The 16714-nt window shown below is 59.4% G+C and carries 14 protein-coding genes and 1 riboswitch; of the genes, 8 read left to right on the top strand and 6 right to left on the bottom strand.

Features of this window, described 5'->3' with window-relative positions; translation table 11 throughout:
• Nucleotides 1-551 (bottom strand): alpha/beta fold hydrolase (locus tag ACESMB_RS02590; RefSeq protein ID WP_372970846.1); only part of this gene is annotated, 551 nt, incomplete at its 3' end.
• Nucleotides 552-678: 127 nt separating this feature from the next.
• Here ACESMB_RS02590 and glnT point away from each other — a divergent pair.
• A complete protein-coding gene (gene glnT, locus ACESMB_RS02585) occupies nucleotides 679-2037 on the top strand; it encodes a type III glutamate--ammonia ligase (RefSeq protein ID WP_372970845.1) in 1359 nt (452 codons plus the stop codon).
• A 177-nt stretch (nucleotides 2038-2214) separates the two neighbouring features.
• Here glnT and ACESMB_RS02580 read toward each other — a convergent pair whose 3' ends face one another.
• From ACESMB_RS02580 to ACESMB_RS02560, 5 genes are all read right to left on the bottom strand, one after another.
• Nucleotides 2215-2826 carry a TetR family transcriptional regulator gene (locus tag ACESMB_RS02580; RefSeq protein ID WP_372970844.1) on the bottom strand — a complete coding sequence of 204 codons (612 nt, stop codon included), beginning with the start codon at nucleotides 2824-2826 and terminating at the stop codon, nucleotides 2215-2217.
• A gap of 241 nt (nucleotides 2827-3067) precedes the next feature.
• A complete protein-coding gene (locus ACESMB_RS02575; protein ID WP_372970843.1) occupies nucleotides 3068-4135 on the bottom strand; it encodes a putative urea ABC transporter substrate-binding protein in 1068 nt (355 codons plus the stop codon).
• A gap of 65 nt (nucleotides 4136-4200) precedes the next feature.
• The gene (gene uca, locus ACESMB_RS02570) at nucleotides 4201-7836 is read right to left on the bottom strand and encodes an urea carboxylase (protein ID WP_372970842.1); all 3636 of its coding nucleotides are present in this window, start codon (nucleotides 7834-7836) and stop codon (nucleotides 4201-4203) included.
• The gene (locus ACESMB_RS02565) at nucleotides 7827-8465 is read right to left on the bottom strand and encodes an urea amidolyase associated protein UAAP2 (protein ID WP_372926345.1); all 639 of its coding nucleotides are present in this window, start codon (nucleotides 8463-8465) and stop codon (nucleotides 7827-7829) included. Before ACESMB_RS02565 ends, uca begins: the two co-directional genes overlap by 10 nt.
• Nucleotides 8466-8477: 12 nt before the next feature.
• Nucleotides 8478-9203 carry an urea amidolyase associated protein UAAP1 gene (locus tag ACESMB_RS02560; protein WP_372926346.1) on the bottom strand — a complete coding sequence of 242 codons (726 nt, stop codon included), beginning with the start codon at nucleotides 9201-9203 and terminating at the stop codon, nucleotides 8478-8480.
• Between the two features lie 57 nt (nucleotides 9204-9260).
• Nucleotides 9261-9374, bottom strand: a riboswitch (guanidine-I (ykkC/yxkD leader).
• A gap of 376 nt (nucleotides 9375-9750) precedes the next feature.
• On the opposite strand from ACESMB_RS02560, the gene ACESMB_RS02555 reads away from it, so the two are divergent.
• From ACESMB_RS02555 to ACESMB_RS02525, 7 genes are all read left to right on the top strand, one after another.
• Nucleotides 9751-11271 (top strand): aldehyde dehydrogenase family protein, encoded by a 1521-nt coding sequence (locus ACESMB_RS02555; RefSeq protein ID WP_372926347.1) that lies wholly within the window; start codon nucleotides 9751-9753, stop codon nucleotides 11269-11271.
• 327 nt (nucleotides 11272-11598) lie between these two features.
• Nucleotides 11599-11670, top strand: a complete 72-nt coding sequence (gene pqqA, locus ACESMB_RS02550) for a pyrroloquinoline quinone precursor peptide PqqA (RefSeq protein WP_007153157.1) — start codon at nucleotides 11599-11601, stop codon at nucleotides 11668-11670.
• A gap of 53 nt (nucleotides 11671-11723) precedes the next feature.
• Nucleotides 11724-12653 carry a pyrroloquinoline quinone biosynthesis protein PqqB gene (gene pqqB, locus ACESMB_RS02545; protein WP_372970841.1) on the top strand — a complete coding sequence of 310 codons (930 nt, stop codon included), beginning with the start codon at nucleotides 11724-11726 and terminating at the stop codon, nucleotides 12651-12653.
• The gene (gene pqqC / locus ACESMB_RS02540; RefSeq protein ID WP_372926349.1) at nucleotides 12650-13405 is read left to right on the top strand and encodes a pyrroloquinoline-quinone synthase PqqC; all 756 of its coding nucleotides are present in this window, start codon (nucleotides 12650-12652) and stop codon (nucleotides 13403-13405) included. Before pqqB ends, pqqC begins: the two co-directional genes overlap by 4 nt.
• Nucleotides 13405-13680: a pyrroloquinoline quinone biosynthesis peptide chaperone PqqD gene (pqqD, locus tag ACESMB_RS02535; protein WP_372970840.1), complete on the top strand. Its 276-nt coding sequence runs from the start codon at nucleotides 13405-13407 to the stop codon at nucleotides 13678-13680. Before pqqC ends, pqqD begins: the two co-directional genes overlap by 1 nt.
• Nucleotides 13677-14831 carry a pyrroloquinoline quinone biosynthesis protein PqqE gene (gene pqqE / locus ACESMB_RS02530; protein ID WP_372926351.1) on the top strand — a complete coding sequence of 385 codons (1155 nt, stop codon included), beginning with the start codon at nucleotides 13677-13679 and terminating at the stop codon, nucleotides 14829-14831. Before pqqD ends, pqqE begins: the two co-directional genes overlap by 4 nt.
• Before the next feature lie 22 nt (nucleotides 14832-14853).
• The gene (locus tag ACESMB_RS02525; protein ID WP_372926352.1) at nucleotides 14854-16707 is read left to right on the top strand and encodes an alpha/beta hydrolase family protein; all 1854 of its coding nucleotides are present in this window, start codon (nucleotides 14854-14856) and stop codon (nucleotides 16705-16707) included.
• Nucleotides 16708-16714 lie beyond the last annotated feature (7 nt).

Here is a 16714-nt window from a genome sequence, read left to right as displayed (position 1 = left end):
TGAAAGGCCCGGTCACAGGTGAGCGCTGCTTTTACCCCTTCCAGAAATACCCGGTTATGGGGATGGCAGCGTGCGGTGCAGCAGGTGGCCACCACTGCACGAACCTTTTCCGGGTACAGGCACCCCCACTGGAGCGCCTGCATACCGCCCATGGACCAGCCCATCGCCAGGGCAATGCTGGCACCACCGAACACATCATCCACCAGGCGTTTCTGCAGCATCACATTGTCGTAAAGACTGATGGCGGGAAAGTCGGGGCCAGCCTGCTGTCCACGGGAGTTGGACGGCGAGGATGACTCCCCGGCACCGAGCATTGAGGGGATGACAATGCAGTACCTGTCGGGATCCAGCGGGCTGTCGCCGCCAGCCCAGGGATGATTGCCCGCAGCTGCACCACCATAGTACGTGGGTAACAGGATCAGGTTGTCTTTTGGTGCGTTCAGTTCCCCGATCTGGTGGTAGTGCAGGCGGGCCGAATTCAGGGTTTCACCGCTGGAAAGGGGCAGGTCGCCTGCCTCGAACTCATCTTTAAGCCACTGCTTTACCGTCATTTCTGCCCTCTCTTTCCGACTTGTTTCCAGGTTCTGGATCGACCTTTGGTTGATTATATATACACACTGGCATGTAAGTTGAATGGCAAAGCTGTAGAAAGAAACGTGCCAGAAAAGAGGAATCAAGATGACTGACCTGACCAACAAGCAGGCCCTGAAACAGAAGCTCGCGGATGCCGGCGTCAAATACGCCATCGCCAGCTACGTGGATATCCATGGCATCAGCAAAGGCAAGTTTGTGCCTGTTGCACACCTTGGCCAGATGATGGAAGGCTCCGAGTTATACACGGGGGCTGCCCTGGACGGCGTGCCCCAGGACATCTCTGACGACGAAGTGGCTGCGATGCCGGATGCCGATGGCGTGGCAATCTGCCCCTGGAACCGCCAACTGGCGTGGTTTCCCGGCAACCTGTACCTGAATGGTGCACCTTTTGAGGCCTGCTCCCGCAACATCCTCCGTCGCCAGCTGGATGCGGCTGCCGGCATGGGCTATCGCTTCAACCTGGGCATCGAGACCGAGTTTTTCCTGTTACGCGACACCGAAGACGGTGGCTTCGCGCCCCTGAGTGATCGCGATATCCTCGGCAAACCCTGCTACGACCCACGCACCCTGATGGACAACCTCCCTATCGTGGACGAGCTGGTGGATGCCATGAACGAGCTGGGCTGGGATGTCTATTCCTTCGATCACGAAGATGCCAACGGTCAGTTCGAAACCGACTTCAAATACGCCGATGGTCTGACCATGGCCGACCGCCTGGTGTTCTTTCGCATGATGGCCAACGAAATCGCTCGCAAGCACGGTGCCTTCGCCAGCTTCATGCCCAAGCCTTTCGCCGACCGCACCGGCAGCGGCGCCCATTACAATATGTCCCTGGCAGACATCAAAACCGGTAAGAATCTGTTCGAGCCCGACGGTGACGACCTGCATAACTGTGGCATCAGCAAGATCGCCTACCATTTCACCGCCGGTGTACTGAAGCACGGTGCTGCCATCAGTGCCGTCATCGCCCCCACGGTCAACAGCTACAAACGCCTGGTGCGCCAGGGCAGCATGTCCGGTTCCACCTGGGCGCCGGTGTTCATGTGTTACGGCTCCAACAACCGCACCAACATGATCCGCATCCCTGGAATGGGCGGTCGCATTGAGTGCCGCGCTGCGGATATTGCCTGCAACCCCTACCTCGGCAGCGCCCTGATTCTGGCCGCCGGTCTGGGAGGCATTCGCGAAGGCCTGGACGCCGGTGCGCCCCATCACGAGAACATGTACAACTACAGCGACGCAGAAATTGCCGAGCGTGGTATCGAATACCTGCCCCGGAATCTGGGTGAGGCAGTGGAGGCTTTCGAGGCAGACCCACTGGCCAAAGAGGTGTTTGGGGAGGCGATGTTCAACAGTTTCGTGGAGTACAAGAAAGGCGAGTGGGAGAGCTACCAGAACCATGTGTCTGAGTGGGAAGTTGAGCGTTATCTGAAGATGTTCTGACTTTTTGGGAGCGTTGTCGTGCCCGCGCTGTCGGGAGGGGCCGTTCTCAGGGGCACGCTGTAAATACATCCCTGTACGCTTGACGAAAACATCCATGTTTTCGACATCCCCTGAGAACGGCCCCTCCCGACATCGCTACTCTGGTATTGCCTGAAACTGCCAATTGCGCTGGTATCGTTATTTCTTTCCGAGTAACGCCCAGAACTGTCGTTGGAAAAACGGTATTTCCTGTTTTAATGAAAACAGTTTCGGCGTGAAAAGCCAGGTCTGAGTGATGCCCATCAGGTAGGTATAACTCAATAAACCCAGGTCTTCAGAGTTTTCATTCGTTGTGATCAGGCCCTGGTTTACCGCCTGCTCAACCAGATCCTGAAACAACCGGATAACCGACTTCGTCAGCGCCCGCTCCCGCTTCAGCGTCCGGCTCATGGCGTCGGTCAGTTCGGTTTTGTTCAGCAGAATCTCGAACGACTGTCGGTATTGCCTGTTATTAACCAGCAGCCCCAGCCATTGCTCGATAAACCGGTCCATCGCTTCGATCGGGGTATCCCGCATACCTGCGCACTCGGCCACCAGTGCTTCCAACGGTTCCTGGGAATAGGCGAGCACCGCTTCGTACAGATCATCCTTGTTCTGAAAATGCCAGTAAATTGGCCCCCGGCTACAACCGGCTTCTTTGGCAATACGGCTCAGGGTGGTGAGGGAATAGCCGTCCCGACTGAACAGTTTCAACGCAGCTTCCAGCACCGTCTGGCGTGTCTTCTCAGCATCTTCCTTGGTACGACGCATAGGTGTTCAAATCTCCGGTTAACTGCCAAATCCGACGGTTGCTGGGGGTACGGTGTTCCAAAACTGTACGGAGCCATGGATGGCGGAGTCCAAGCGTCACATGGATGTGCCGAAGGAGCGTGTTTTGGAACACCGTACCCCCAGCAACCCTTCCAAAGGTTGAAATTCTGGCTCTAAAGCCAACAAAAAAGGGCACGAGTATCGTGCCCTTCGGTAACCAATCAGGCAAGTAAACAGATCATCAGATCTCGTCGTCAGCCGCCATCTGCATGTAGCTGTCGTTAAACCGCAGCTTCACGTTGCCCTCGTCACCCATGATGGAACCATCCGGAAACTCGATACCGACAAAGTCCGGGCTCATGGCACCCTGGCCCAGCAGCCCCTTGTCGAAGGAGAACTGACGAACGCTGTCCATGGCCTCGCGGGCTTCATCGCTGCGGATAAACTCCACTGAATTCTCCGGCTCCCAGAACATCTTCATGCCAGCCAGCTGCGCCTCATAACCGGCCTGGTCGGTACCGGAAATCTCCCCGAGGAACGCGCGGGCCTCTTCGCCTTCTTCACTGTCTGACGCAAGAATGCCCATGGTTTCATACCAGGCACCGACCAACGCCTTGCCCAGTTTCGGGTTGTCCTCGAGTGTCTCGGAGTTAACCAGCGTCAGGTCCTTGATGTGGCCAGGAATCTGGCTGGAATCGAACAGCTGCGTCGCACCAGGGTAGTTGGCGACTTCGGTCAGCAGCGGGTTCCAGGTCGCGACATGGCGAACATCGTCGGTCTGGAAGGCAGAAACCAGGTCCGCGTCGGAAATGTTCACCACGCTGATATCCCGCTCTTCCAGGCCAACGCTATCCAGCGCCCTCACCAGCAGGTAGTGGGATACAGACAGCTCTACCAGGTGAACCGTCTCACCCTCCAGCTCTTCAATGGAGGTTGCATCCTTGGACACCAGGCCGTCATTGGCGTTTGAATAGTCACCGACGATCAGCGCGGTGGTATCCAGGCCCGAGGCTGCCGGGATCGACAGGCCGTCCATGCTGGTGGCGACCACGCCATCAAACTGGCCGGCGGTGTACTGGTTGATGGACTCGATGTAGTCGTTGACCTGCACGATATCCACCTCGATATCGTACTTGTCGGCCCACTTCTTCATGATTCCGTAGTCTTCGGCGTACTGCCAGGGCACCCATCCGGCGTAGATGGTCCAGGCGATGCTAAAGGAATCCTTCTCCTCGGCGAGGGCGCCCATGGACAGGGAGGCGGTCAGCAGGCCGGCCGCCAGACGTTTGTTCAGGTCAGATGTTTTCATGGTATCTCTCCTCGGGTGTTGCCCGTGTTGGTAGATCTGGTTTTTTTATATACAAGTTGTTGGCATTACTCGGTGATCTCTTCCACGATCACCACCGGTGTTCCCGGTGAGACCGCCTGGCCCGCTTCCCGTCGCACATCCACCACGCGACCGGCAACCGGGCTCAGTAATTCAATTTCCATCTTCATGGATTCGACGACCGCCACCGGGCGCTGGGCCTCTATGGTGTCGCCTGGCTTGACCAGACATTCCCAGAGATTGCCGGCCACATGGCTTTCCACTGCGTGCTGGCCCGCCGGCAGGTTGGCGATATCGTCCTCGCCGGTGTCTTCAATAGGCGCTTCGGAACTGAAATTGATCTGGCCGGATTCGATCCAGCGCTGCAGCTCCTCATCGAAGGCCTGTTTGCGTTTGTTGGTGAAGGTCGTTATTTCGTCGTTGTTGTCGGCCAGGAACTGTTCGTAGTCCTTCAGGTTGAAGCGGGTTTCCTCAACGCGGATCGGGTAATCCCCGTTGGGGAAGTCCCGGCGGATCTGTTGCAGTTCTTCGGCGCTGACTTCGTAGAAGCGCACCTGGTCGAAGAACCTGAGTAACCACGGCTTGCCTTCCTCGAAAAAGTCTGTGGTGCGGTAACGATTCCACATCTGCAGCGTACGGCCGACAAACTGGTAGCCGCCGGGCCCTTCCATGCCGTAGATGCACAGGTAGGCGCCACCGATGCCCACGGAGTTTTCCGCGGTCCAGGTGCGGGCGGGGTTGTACTTGGTGGTCACCAGGCGATGACGAGGATCCAGCGGTGTGGCCACCGGCGCACCCAGATACACATCACCCAGGCCCATCACCAGGTAGCTTGACTCGAACACCGTCTTTTTGACCTCGTCGATGCTGTCAAGCCCGTTGATGCGGCGGATGAACTCCAGGTTGCTCGGGCACCAGGGGGCGTCCTTGCGCACCGACTGCATGTATTTGGCGATGGCGGTCTGGCAGGCCTCGTCATCCCAGGACAGGGGCAGATGCACGATGCGTGCGGGCACGTCCCATTCCGGCTGCTTTTCCAGTTCCTTTTCGGCACTGATCAGCAGGTCCAGCAGGGTGCGCTGGTTCAGTTGCTGGCTGTCGTAATGAACCTGCAGGGAGCGGATGCCCGGTGTCAGTTCCAGAATGGCGTCGTGGTTCTGTTCCCGCAGCCACAGCATCAGGGCGTGGGCGCGGAAGCGCAGGCGGATATCCAGCTCCATGGGACCGTATTCCACCAGCACGTAGTTGTCACCGGCGGCCCGGTAGACCACGCCGGTTTCATGGTTGGTGTTGCTGAGCGAATCCAGAATCGGGGTTGTCGGCGTGATGGGCGTGATGTGCGCGGTGGCAGCCGTCAGCGTGGCCACGGATTCATCCAGCGCTTCCCGCAGGGCAACCGCCTGATCCTGGCTGACCGGCACGAACTGCACCTTGTCGCCGGCCTTGAGCTGGCCCAGTTTCCAGAGGTCGGCGCTGATGACGGTGACCGGGCAGACAAAACCGCCCAGGCTGGGGCCATCGGGGCCGAGGATCACCGGCATGTCGCCGGTGAAATCCACGGTGCCTACCGCATAGGCGTTGTCGTGGATGTTGGAGGGGTGCATGCCGGCTTCACCGCCATCGCTGCGGGCCCATTCCGGTTTCGGGCCAATGAGTCGAACGCCGGTGCGGCTGGAGTTGTAGTGGATTTCCCACTCGCTGCGAAAGAAGGTGTCGATGTCCTGGCCGGTGAAATAATCCGGCGCCCCGTGGGGGCCATAGGTTACGTGCAGTTTCCAGGTTTTGCCGATGGTCGGTTTCAGCTCGTTGGACAGGGTAGTCGCAGCAATCGGCCTGGTGTCGCTCAACCCCAGCACATCTCCCGCCAGCAGGGCGCGGCCGCAATGCCCGCCGAACTGGCCAAGGGTAAAGGTACTGCAGGAGGTGAGGTATTGCGGGCAGTCCAGTCCGCCGCGGAACAGCACGTAGGCCCGGGCACCATCGCCGGTGGTGGCGCTGAGTTTCAGGGTGGCACCGGCGGGCACGTCAATCACCTGCCAGAAACCGACCGGCCCATCGTTCAGGGTGGCGTTCAGCGGTGCGCCGGTGAGCACAATCTGGGTGGCCCGATTAAAGCTGAGCACCGGCCCCTTGAGGGTGATTTCCAGGCCCGGCGCTTTTTCCGGGTTGCCCAGCAGCCGGTTACCGAGCCGGAACGAGTAGCTGTCGAAAGGGCCGGAGGGTGGTACACCGATTTCCCAGTAGCCGATCCGCCCGGGGTAATCCTGGATGGTCGTCATGGTGCCGCCACTAAGCACGTCTACGGTGGCTGGCTGGTAGTTGAATTCATTGAGAGTGCGGGTGAACAGGCGGCCTTCCAAGAAACGCGGGTCATCCAGCACCTGGCGCACGTACTTGAGGTTGGTCTCGATGCCATAGAGCTGGCTGTCGTCGAGGGCCTGCATCAACCGCTGACGGGCCAATTCCCGATCCTGCTCGTGCACAATCACCTTGGCGAGCATGGGATCGTAAAGGGGCGATACTTCCGTGCCCGGCTGTATCCAGGTATCGATACGCAGGGCGTCGTCCTCGGGCCAGACCACATTGGTGAGCAGGCCCGCCCCGGGCTGGAAATCCTTGTTGGGATCCTCGGCATAGATGCGCGCCTGTATGGCGTGGCCGGAGGCGGTAAGCGTGCTCCTCAGTCCGTCCAGATCGGGCAGGGTGCCGGCACCGAGTTCCACCATCCAGCGCACCAGGTCCACGCCGTAAACCTGTTCGGTCACGCCATGCTCTACCTGTAAGCGGGTATTCACCTCCAGGAAGTAGAACTCGGTGGTATCCGGATCGTAGATGAACTCCACGGTGCCGGCGCTGCGGTAGGCAATGCTCTCGCCCAACTGGCGGGCGGTGCTGTGCATGCGGGAGCGGACGTCGTCGGTCAGGCCCGGCGCCGGTGCTTCCTCGATCACCTTCTGGTTGCGGCGCTGGGCGGAGCAGTCCCGTTCGCCCAGGGCAGCCACTCGTCCCTTGCCGTCTCCGAACAGCTGCACTTCGATATGGCGCGCGTGTTCCACGAATTTTTCCAGGAACACGCCATCGTTGCTGAAGTTGTTCTGGCTCAGGCGCTGTACCGATTCAAAGGTCTTGCCCAGGTCCTCGGCGCTGTAACAGCGGGACATGCCAATGCCGCCACCGCCGGCGGTGCTTTTCAGCATCACCGGGTAGCCGATGGTTTCGGCCGCCTCCAGGGCTTCATCCAGGTCTGTCAGTAACTCCGTGCCGGGCAACAATGGCACACCCGCTTCCTGTGCCAGGGCCCGGGCGGTGTGCTTGAGACCGAACTGCTCCATCTGTTCCGGCGTGGGGCCGAGAAATACCACGCCTGCGGCATCGCAGCGGCGGGCAAAATCGGCGTTCTCGCTGAGAAATCCGTAACCGGGGTGGATGGCGCCCGCACCGCTCTTGCGGATCACCTCAAACAGCTTGTCCTGATCCAGGTAGGTGGCTGCGGCCGAGCCCTCACCCAGCGAGTAAGCTTCGTCGGCCTGTCGCACATGCAACGAGTCCGCGTCTGCTTCGGCGTAGACCGCCACGGACGTGATGCCCATCTCGCGCAGGGTGCGGATGACCCGGCAGGCGATGGCCCCGCGATTGGCAATCAGGATTTTGTCGGGGTTATTGAGGGCGCCGCTCAGCTCCATACCAGCACCTCGACCGGTGTCGGGTTCCAGCCGTTGCACGGATTATTCAGCTGCGGGCAGTTGGAGATCATCACCAGCACGTCCATGGCAGCCGTCAGCTCCACGTACTTGCCGGCATCGGAAATACCGTCTTCGAAGGTCAGGCCGCCATCAGCGGTGACCGGCACGTTCATGAAAAAGTTGATGTTGTGGGTGATGTCCCGTTTGGTCATGCCCAGCTCTTCATGCTCGGTCACCGCCACCAGCCAGCTGTCACGGCAGGCGTGCATGCACTTTTTTTCCAGGGCGTAACGGGTGGTGTTGCTCTCCGCTGCGCAGGCACCGCCGAGGGTGTCGTGGCGGCCGCAGGTGTCAGCGGTGATTTCCAGCATCACGTTGTTTTCCGAGGACATCAGCTTCGAGCCGGCAGTCAGGTAGACATTGCCCTGCTCGCGGATGGTGTCCACCGCGCTGTAGCGTTCGGTGGGATTGTGGGCGTTGTAGAACAGGGTATCGGCCGCCTGGTTGCCTTCCAGATCCAGAATGCGGACGGTCTCGCCGGCCTTCACCACTTTCAGGAAATACTCGCCTGCCGGTACGGTTTCGCGGAAGGCGGCGTTTTCGGGTTTCAATGCGCTTTGCTTGATCATGTCCGACCTCCGTTACTGAAACAGGTGATAAAGGGCAGTGTTGGCGAAGGCGCGGGTGGCCTCCGGTGACGACAGCCTGCAAGGGTCGGCATCGGTCACGGGGGCTGCCTTGAACAGCTGGTAACGCACGGGATGACTGGGGTACTCGTTGGCCGGATTCATCGGGTGCGGGCAGGTGTGCAGCACCACGATGGTGTCCATTTCGAAACGCAGGTCCACGGTTGCACCGGCGTTCGAGTGATCGCTGGCAAACGCCATGTTGCCGTTGTCGTCCGTCTGCACCTTGCTGAACCAGTTCAGGTTGGCCGTCAGGTCTTTCTTGCCCAGGCCATACTTGGCCAGCTCATTCAGAAAGCTGCTGAAGCCGTTTCGATGGTAGTGGTTGTGGGCTTGCTGGTAGGTCTTTTTGCCCCAGCGCTGTTGGACAAGATCGGCGTTGCAGGTGCCGCTGACGGTATCGTGCCAGCCCAGGTCGTCACGGATGATCGAGGCGAACACCCGGCCCATGTCTGAGAGCAGAACATGTCCTTTGGTGAGCAGGAAGGTGTGCTGGTTTTTCAGGGTGTCCGGCATGTTGTACCGCTCGAGCGGGTTCTCGGGGTTGTACATCAGCATGCCGACGTTGGCACCGCCGGTTTCGTCAATCAGGCGCAGCACGTGGCCGCGGCGCATGATGAAGGACCAGTGGGATCCGCCGGGAATCAGATCGTCGTAGAGGGTGGCTGCTGTGGATGACATGGCCTTTTCCTCCTGGCTAGGGCGTTAAAGAAACGAGAGGCGTCAGTAACTGAACGATCCTCCCGGGCTTTTGTCCCGCCGTGTAACCTTGGAAAAGGTCGTCAACTCTCGGACCAGTCGCCTGTTGTCCCCTCAAGAAAAGGGCAGGCCGGAACCCTAGTTGACCATTGGTCAGATTGTGGCGCTTTGATTGTGGTTTCAGTAACCGACGTCTCGCTGCGTGTGAGCGTATTTGCAGAGTCCGTGCCAATTAATAACCATCTGTTTTTGAACATTTTTATTTTATCGAGGTCGCAGAGGGTGCATCCTGAAAGGGCGATCGCACCAGTTTAGTGCGTAACCGGATGCGTTCAGGGTGGACAATTTATTTGCCATGGGTTTTTGACGTGAAGACAGTGCCGGCGCGGGCCTTATGCCATCTACTACCAAGGGAGGAGTTTTTCACCTCCATCGAATCATTCAACTATCCGTCTCGGGGGTCTACATTGAGTGGGTAAACGCGAAAGGCCGCGTTGCCCTTCGACAAACACAACAAGAGGTCGAGACCATGATCTACGCACAACCAGGAAAGGAAGGCTCCGTCGTCTCCTTCAAACCCCGTTACGAAAACTTTATTGGTGGTGAGTGGGTCGCTCCCGCCAATGGCCAATATTTTGAAAACATCACTCCGGTTACCGGTGATGTGATCTGTGAAATTCCACGTTCTACTGCCGAAGATATCGAACTGGCGCTGGACGCCGCCCACAAGGCTGCACCGGCCTGGGGCAAGACTTCTACCACCGAGCGTTCCAACATTCTGCTGAAAATTGCCGACCGCATTGAACAGAACATCGAGATGCTGGCGGTGGCTGAAACATGGGACAACGGCAAGGCGGTGCGTGAAACCGTTAACGCCGACCTTCCGCTGGCGGTGGACCACTTCCGCTATTTCGCCGGTTGTATTCGTGCCCAGGAAGACACTGCCAGTGCCATTGATAACAACACCGTGGCATACCATTACAACGAGCCTCTGGGCGTTGTGGGCCAGATCATCCCCTGGAACTTTCCGCTGCTGATGGCGGTGTGGAAGCTGGCGCCCTGTCTGGCTGCGGGTAACTGCACCGTGATGAAACCGGCCGAGCAGACACCAGCCAGCATCCTGATCCTGATGGACCTGATCGGCGACCTGCTGCCCCCGGGCGTGATCAACATTGTCAACGGTTACGGCATCGAGGCCGGTCAGGCCCTGGCCAGCAGCAAGCGCATCGCCAAGATCGCGTTTACCGGCTCAACTCCGGTGGGTGCCCACATCCTCAAGTGTGCCGCCGAGAATATCATTCCCTCCACGGTGGAGCTGGGCGGCAAGTCCCCCAACATCTATTTCTCCGATGTGATGCAGGCCGAGCCGGAATTCATCGACAAGTGTGTGGAAGGCCTGGTGCTGGCGTTCTTCAACCAGGGTGAGGTGTGCACATGCCCGTCCCGCGCCCTGATTCAGGAAGACATGTACGACGAGTTCATGGCAAAGGTCGTCGAGCGCACCAAGTCCATCAAGCGTGGCAATCCTCTGGATACCGATGTGCAGGTGGGAGCCCAGGCCAGCAAAGAGCAGTTCGACAAGATCATGTCCTACCTGGATATCGGCAAACAGGAAGGTGCGGAAGTGCTGACCGGTGGTGGTCGCGAGGAAATGGAAGGCGAGTACAACAACGGCTTCTATATCCAGCCTACGCTGCTCAAAGGCAGGAACGACATGCGTGTATTCCAGGAGGAAATCTTCGGCCCGGTGGTGGGTGTTACCACCTTCAAGGACGAGGAAGAAGCCCTGGCCATCGCCAACGACACCGAGTTTGGTCTGGGTGCCGGCCTGTGGACCCGCGACATCAACCGGGCCTACCGCATGGGTCGTGGCATTCAGGCGGGCCGCGTATGGACCAACTGCTACCACCAGTACCCGGCTCACGCCGCTTTCGGTGGTTACAAGAAGTCCGGTGTTGGCCGCGAGAACCACAAGATGGCGCTGGACCACTACCAGCAGACCAAGAACCTGCTGGTCAGCTACGACATCAACCCGCTGGGCTTCTTCTGAACCTGGCAAAGCATTGATTGTTGTGCCCGGGCCCATCCACACGGGGCCCGGAGGCGAGTCAGCACATGGATGTGCATTTTCCCGGCGACTGGCCGGGGCTATGGGTTTTCCTGCCATTTCAGCCCCTTCCCGGGGCTTTTTTGTTCAGGTGACTCTGCCTGCAGAGATGGTCCGAAAGGATGAATTTCGCGCCCCCGGCCGATCAAAAATCAGTGCCAAAGTACCATATTTGACCATCCGGAGACTGGGTAGCATTGAGAGTGAGTTGCCGGAAGAACGGTTAACGGATTCTGAATGCCACAACAATCATCACAAGAGGTAAGCATTATGTGGACCAAACCAGCGTATGAAGACCTGCGGATCGGATTCGAAGTCACCATGTACTTCGCCAACCGCTGAGAAAAGATGGCCAGCCAGTCCGCGCTGGCCGTTTTGCTTCCGGAGTTCCCACCATGCAGATTCGTATCCTGGGTTCCGCAGCCGGGGGAGGCTTCCCCCAGTGGAACTGTAACTGCGCCAATTGTGACGGTTTCCGCAAGGGAACTCTGAACGCCAGCGCCCGTACCCAGTCGTCCATCGCCATCAGCGAGGACGGTGTTAGTTGGATTCTTTGCAACGCTTCTCCGGATATCCGTGCCCAACTGGCCTCTTTCGACGCCATGCAGCCGGCCCGTGCCCTGCGGGATACCGGTATCGGTGCGGTGCTGTTGATAGACAGCCAGGTGGACCATACCACCGGCCTGCTGATGCTGCGGGAGGGGTTGCCGCTGGACGTGTGGTGTACCGAGCAGGTGCATGAAGATCTAAGCAGCGGTTTTCCCTTATTCCGCATGCTCCAGCACTGGAACGGTGGCCCCCAATGGCGCGAAGTACCGTGCATCGACCAGCAGTCCTTCACCATACCCTGTGCACCATCCCTGCGTCTGACAGCCATTCCGCTGCTCAGTAACGCGCCACCCTATTCACCACGCCGTAACAACCCGCATCCGGGTGACAACATCGGCCTGTTTATTGAAGACACCCGCAGTGGTGAGACTGTTATGTATGCACCAGGGGTGGGTCAGCCCGATGAGCAGATTCTGCAGTGGATGCGCAAGGCCGACACCTTGCTGGTTGATGGCACCGTATGGCGCGACGATGAAATGCTGCGTTGCGAAGTGGGCACCCGTACCGGTCAGGAAATGGGACATCTGGCCCAGAGTGGCCCTGGCGGTATGATCGAGGTGCTCGACACCATGCCGGCGAAGCGCAAGATTCTTATCCATATCAACAACACCAACCCCATTCTGAACGAGGATTCGCCGGAGCGGGCTGTGCTGTCCAAGCACGGCATTGAGGTGTCCTTTGACGGAATGCACCTGGATATGGCGGTGCCTTCATGAATGCAATCGCGACCCCGGTCATGAACCGCGAGGATTTCGAACAGGCCCTGCGGGCCAGAGGCCAGTACTACCACATCCACCATCCGTACCATAAAGCGATGTACGGCGGTGACTGCACGCCGGAACAGATTCGCGGCTGGGTGGCCAATCGTTACTACTACCAGATCAACATTCCCCGCAAGGATGCCGCCATCATGGCGAACTGCCCGGATGCCTCGGTGCGCCGGTTATGGCTGCAGCGGGTGCTGGATCACGATGGCCATAGTGATGACGAAGGCGGTATTGAAGCCTGGCTCAGCCTGGCGGAAGCGGTGGGACTGACCCGCGAGGAAGTGATTGATCAGCGCCATGTGTTGCCGGGTGTCCGCTTTGCCGTGGATGCCTATCTGAACTTTGCCCGTCGCGCGACCTGGCAGGAAGCCGCCTGCTCCTCACTGACCGAACTGTTCGCACCGGAGATCCATCAGTCCCGTCTCGACAGCTGGCCACAGCACTATCCCTGGATAAAGTCCGACGGTTACTCCTATTTTCGCAAGCGGTTGTCGGAAGCCCGCCGCGATGTCGAGCACGGGCTGAGCATTACCCTGGATCACTTTATCACCGCGGCCGAGCAGGCCCGTGCCCTGGAAATTCTGCAATTCAAACTGGATATCTTATGGTCGATGTTGGATGCCCTGACTATGGCTTATCAGCACCAGACGCCACCGTATCATACCGTCACCGACCAGCCAGTGTGGCACCGGGGACTGTGATGGCGGTGTCCATGGAGCAGGTACCAAAACTGCGCCCGGGGTTCCGCTTCCAGTGGGAGCCGGCCCAGAGTGCCCATGTACTGCTGTACCCGGAGGGAATGGTGCGGCTGAACGGCAGTGCCGGCGCGGTGCTCAAGGAAGTGGATGGCCGGCGCAATGTGGCGGATATTGTCGCCATCCTGGAGCGGGAGTTTCCGGATGCCGGTTCGCTTGAGGTTGATGTCTGCGAGTTCCTTAAAGACGCCGAACAGCAACAATGGATAATGTTCGCATGAACGGCCGTCATGCCATGCCCACCGGAGACCGCCCCGGTATCGGCCCGCCGCTATGGTTGCTGGCGGAGCTGACCTACCGCTGCCCGCTGCAATGCCCCTATTGCTCCAACCCCCTGGATTTCGCCCAGACCCAGCAGGAGCTGACCACCGAAGAATGGGGCAGGGTGCTGCGCCAGGGCCGTGAAATGGGGGCGGCGCAACTGGGCTTCTCCGGCGGCGAGCCGCTGGTGCGCCAGGACCTGCCGGAGTTGATCACCGAGGCAAGGCAGCTGGGTTATTACACCAACCTGATCACCTCGGGGCTGGGACTCACGGAAGCGAAGGTAAACGCCTTCCGGGATGCCGGTCTGGACCATATCCAGGTGAGTTTCCAGGCCTCGGACCCGGAGCTGAACAACGCCGTTGCCGGTTCCCGCAAGGCCTTCGACCAGAAACTGGCCATGGCCCGTGCGGTAAAAGAAGCGGGCTACCCGATGGTGCTCAACTTCGTGATTCACCGTCACAACATCCACCAGATGGACGACATCATCAGCCTTTGCGAACGGCTGGGTGCAGACTACGTAGAGCTGGCCACCTGCCAGTATTACGGCTGGGCCTTCGAAAACCGCGAAGGGCTGATGCCCTCCAAAGCGCAACTGGAGAAGGCCGAGGCGGAAGTGAACCGTTACCGCGAGCGCCTGTCGGCCAGCGGGTCGGCCATGAAACTGATTTTCGTCACACCGGACTATTACGAAGAACGACCCAAGGCCTGCATGAACGGCTGGGGCAGCCTGTTCCTGACGGTGGCGCCGGATGGCACCGCCTTGCCCTGTCACAGCGCAAGGCTGCTGCCCATAGAATTTCCCAATGTCCGCGAATCCTCGCTACACTCCATCTGGTACGACAGCCCGGGTTTCAATCATTACCGGGGTGATAGCTGGATGCCGGAGCCCTGCCGTTCCTGCGATGAAAAAGACAAGGATTTCGGCGGTTGCCGCTGCCAGGCATACCTGCTGACCGGTAACGCTGACAACGCCGACCCGGTGTGCAGCAAGTCGCCCCACCACGACCGCATCCTTGCCGCCCGCAAGGCGGCGGACCACGCCACGGCCGGGTTGGAGGAGCTGACCTATCGCAACACCGACAACTCCCGGTTGTTCTTCAGGGGCTGACACACCGGACCAGCCAGCATTCTTGCCGCTTTCTGCCGAGCAGGCTTCCGCGGCGTTTATCCAGCGCACGGGGTTAACAGCGTCCCGGCTTGGCATTTTCTGGCTGGAGTTTGATCCTGCCAGCGGCAATAATCTGCTCAAAAAGGCCACTGAAGATGGTCCCCAGTCGGTAACACCCCCGGGTTTTGGTATTCGCAGCCAGGTTAATGGCTACGGCGGTGGTGCGCTATGTGGCGGGCCGGATCACCTGTTTGCAGTGGAGGCTTTCGGGCAGCAGATCCATCGTATTGACCCGGATAATGGTGTCACGGACGCCATGACCAACGCCCCGGATACCAGTTTTGGCGGGCTGGTGTGGGATGACTGCCGTCAACGTGTTCTGGCCGTCCGGGAAAGTTCGGGCCAGCAGCAACTGGTGGCGATCCGGGAAAACAGCAAGATTCTGCCCCTGCACGACAGTGAGGATTTTTACAGTGCTCCGACGCTGTCGGCCAGCGGCAGGCGAATGGCCTGGGTCTGCTGGTCGTTGCCTGACATGCCCTGGGTGCGATCGGTTCTCTGGACTGCGGAGATCGATGAGGATGGGGTGCTGGTTCGTGCACGTTGCTGGCCCACAGCCATTGCAGGCAGCGTCCAGCAGCCGGTATTTGATTGCGAAGAGCTGCAGGTACTGTCGGACCACGGTGGCTGGTGGCAGCCCTGGCAGGTTTCCTTTGTGGAAGGCGAGGCCATCTGGATCTGCCTGGATGAGACACCGGCCGATCACGCCAGTGCGCCCTGGCAATTGGGTGAGCGCCACCACTGTCCGCTTGGTCGGGGAGGCTGGGCACGGGCACGTTACCAGTCAGGTGTGGGTGAGCTGTGGCTGTCATTGGCCGCAGACAGCCCGTTATCCCGGGTCGCCACGGACTACACCGACTTCCGGCACCTTGAAGTCTTTGGTGGCAAACTCTTCTGTGTTGCCCGGTCCGCCACCCGGCTGGACTCGGTGCTGGAATTGACTCTCGAGTCGGGCCATGTGCGCACGCTTGCAGGCGGTGAAAAACCGTTCACCGATGCACCTGTAGTGGCGCCGGAAATTTTCCGGATTCCTCCGTCGCAGCATGTGCGTGAGGAGGTCACAGGCTTCCTGTATCCGCCTATCGATGGTGCATCGGACGGTACATTTCCACCCTTGATCCTGATCGCTCACGGCGGCCCTACCTCGACTGCGTGGCCGGTACTCAATCCCCAGGTCCAGTTCTGGTGCCATCATGGTTTCGCGGTGGCTGAGGTCAATTACCGCGGTAGCGCGGGATTCGGTCGTGACTTCCGTCAGGCATTGGCCGGCAACTGGGGCCGGGCCGACGTGGAAGACATGGAGCGGGCGGCAGATCATCTGGTGGCCATCGGTCGGGCGGATGCACATCGCCTGTTTATCCAGGGCCGAAGTTCAGGAGGTTACACGGCCCTGATGGTCATGACGCACAGCCAGCGTTTCCGGGCTGGTGCGAGCCTGTTCGGGGTCAGCGATCCTGCCCGTTTGCGGGAGGTAACTCACCGCTTCGAATCAGGTTACCTGGACTGGCTGCTGGGGTCGCCAACCGAGTTTCCCGGGCGCTGGCAGCGGCGCACCCCTGTTCTTCAGGCGCACCGTATACGCGGGCCGATGATCTTTTTCCAGGGTGGACAGGACCAGGTAGTAGTGCCCGAGCAGACTCGGGCAATGGTGCGGGTGCTTGAGCAGCAGGGTCAGGCCGTCGAACTCTGGTGGTTTGAAGACGAAGGGCACGGGTTTCGACAACGCCACAACCAGATAGCGTTGCTGGAGAATCTGCTGGCTTTCTATCAGCGGAATAGCCAAAAGTGCGATGATGGCGGGCGCCGGTTCAGGTAGACTTGAG

Source organism: Marinobacter sp., from assembly GCF_041686475.1.
Classification (GTDB): domain Bacteria; phylum Pseudomonadota; class Gammaproteobacteria; order Pseudomonadales; family Oleiphilaceae; genus Marinobacter.
Note: the sequence above shows the minus strand (reverse complement) of the source record. Positions and strands in the feature narration are given on the sequence as shown.

Bases quoted from the DNA above. Each gene is read 5' to 3' on its own strand.
- glnT (WP_372970845.1), top strand. From the start codon at position 679: ATGACTGACCTGACCAACAAGCAGGCCCTGAAACAGAAGCTCGCGGAT.
- ACESMB_RS02580 (WP_372970844.1), bottom strand. From the start codon at position 2,826: ATGCGTCGTACCAAGGAAGATGCTGAGAAGACACGCCAGACGGTGCTG.
- ACESMB_RS02575 (WP_372970843.1), bottom strand. From the start codon at position 4,135: ATGAAAACATCTGACCTGAACAAACGTCTGGCGGCCGGCCTGCTGACC.
- uca (WP_372970842.1), bottom strand. From the start codon at position 7,836: ATGGAGCTGAGCGGCGCCCTCAATAACCCCGACAAAATCCTGATTGCC.
- ACESMB_RS02565 (WP_372926345.1), bottom strand. From the start codon at position 8,465: ATGATCAAGCAAAGCGCATTGAAACCCGAAAACGCCGCCTTCCGCGAA.
- ACESMB_RS02560 (WP_372926346.1), bottom strand. From the start codon at position 9,203: ATGTCATCCACAGCAGCCACCCTCTACGACGATCTGATTCCCGGCGGA.
- ACESMB_RS02555 (WP_372926347.1), top strand. From the start codon at position 9,751: ATGATCTACGCACAACCAGGAAAGGAAGGCTCCGTCGTCTCCTTCAAA.
- pqqB (WP_372970841.1), top strand. From the start codon at position 11,724: ATGCAGATTCGTATCCTGGGTTCCGCAGCCGGGGGAGGCTTCCCCCAG.
- pqqC (WP_372926349.1), top strand. From the start codon at position 12,650: ATGAATGCAATCGCGACCCCGGTCATGAACCGCGAGGATTTCGAACAG.
- pqqD (WP_372970840.1), top strand. From the start codon at position 13,405: ATGGCGGTGTCCATGGAGCAGGTACCAAAACTGCGCCCGGGGTTCCGC.
- pqqE (WP_372926351.1), top strand. From the start codon at position 13,677: ATGAACGGCCGTCATGCCATGCCCACCGGAGACCGCCCCGGTATCGGC.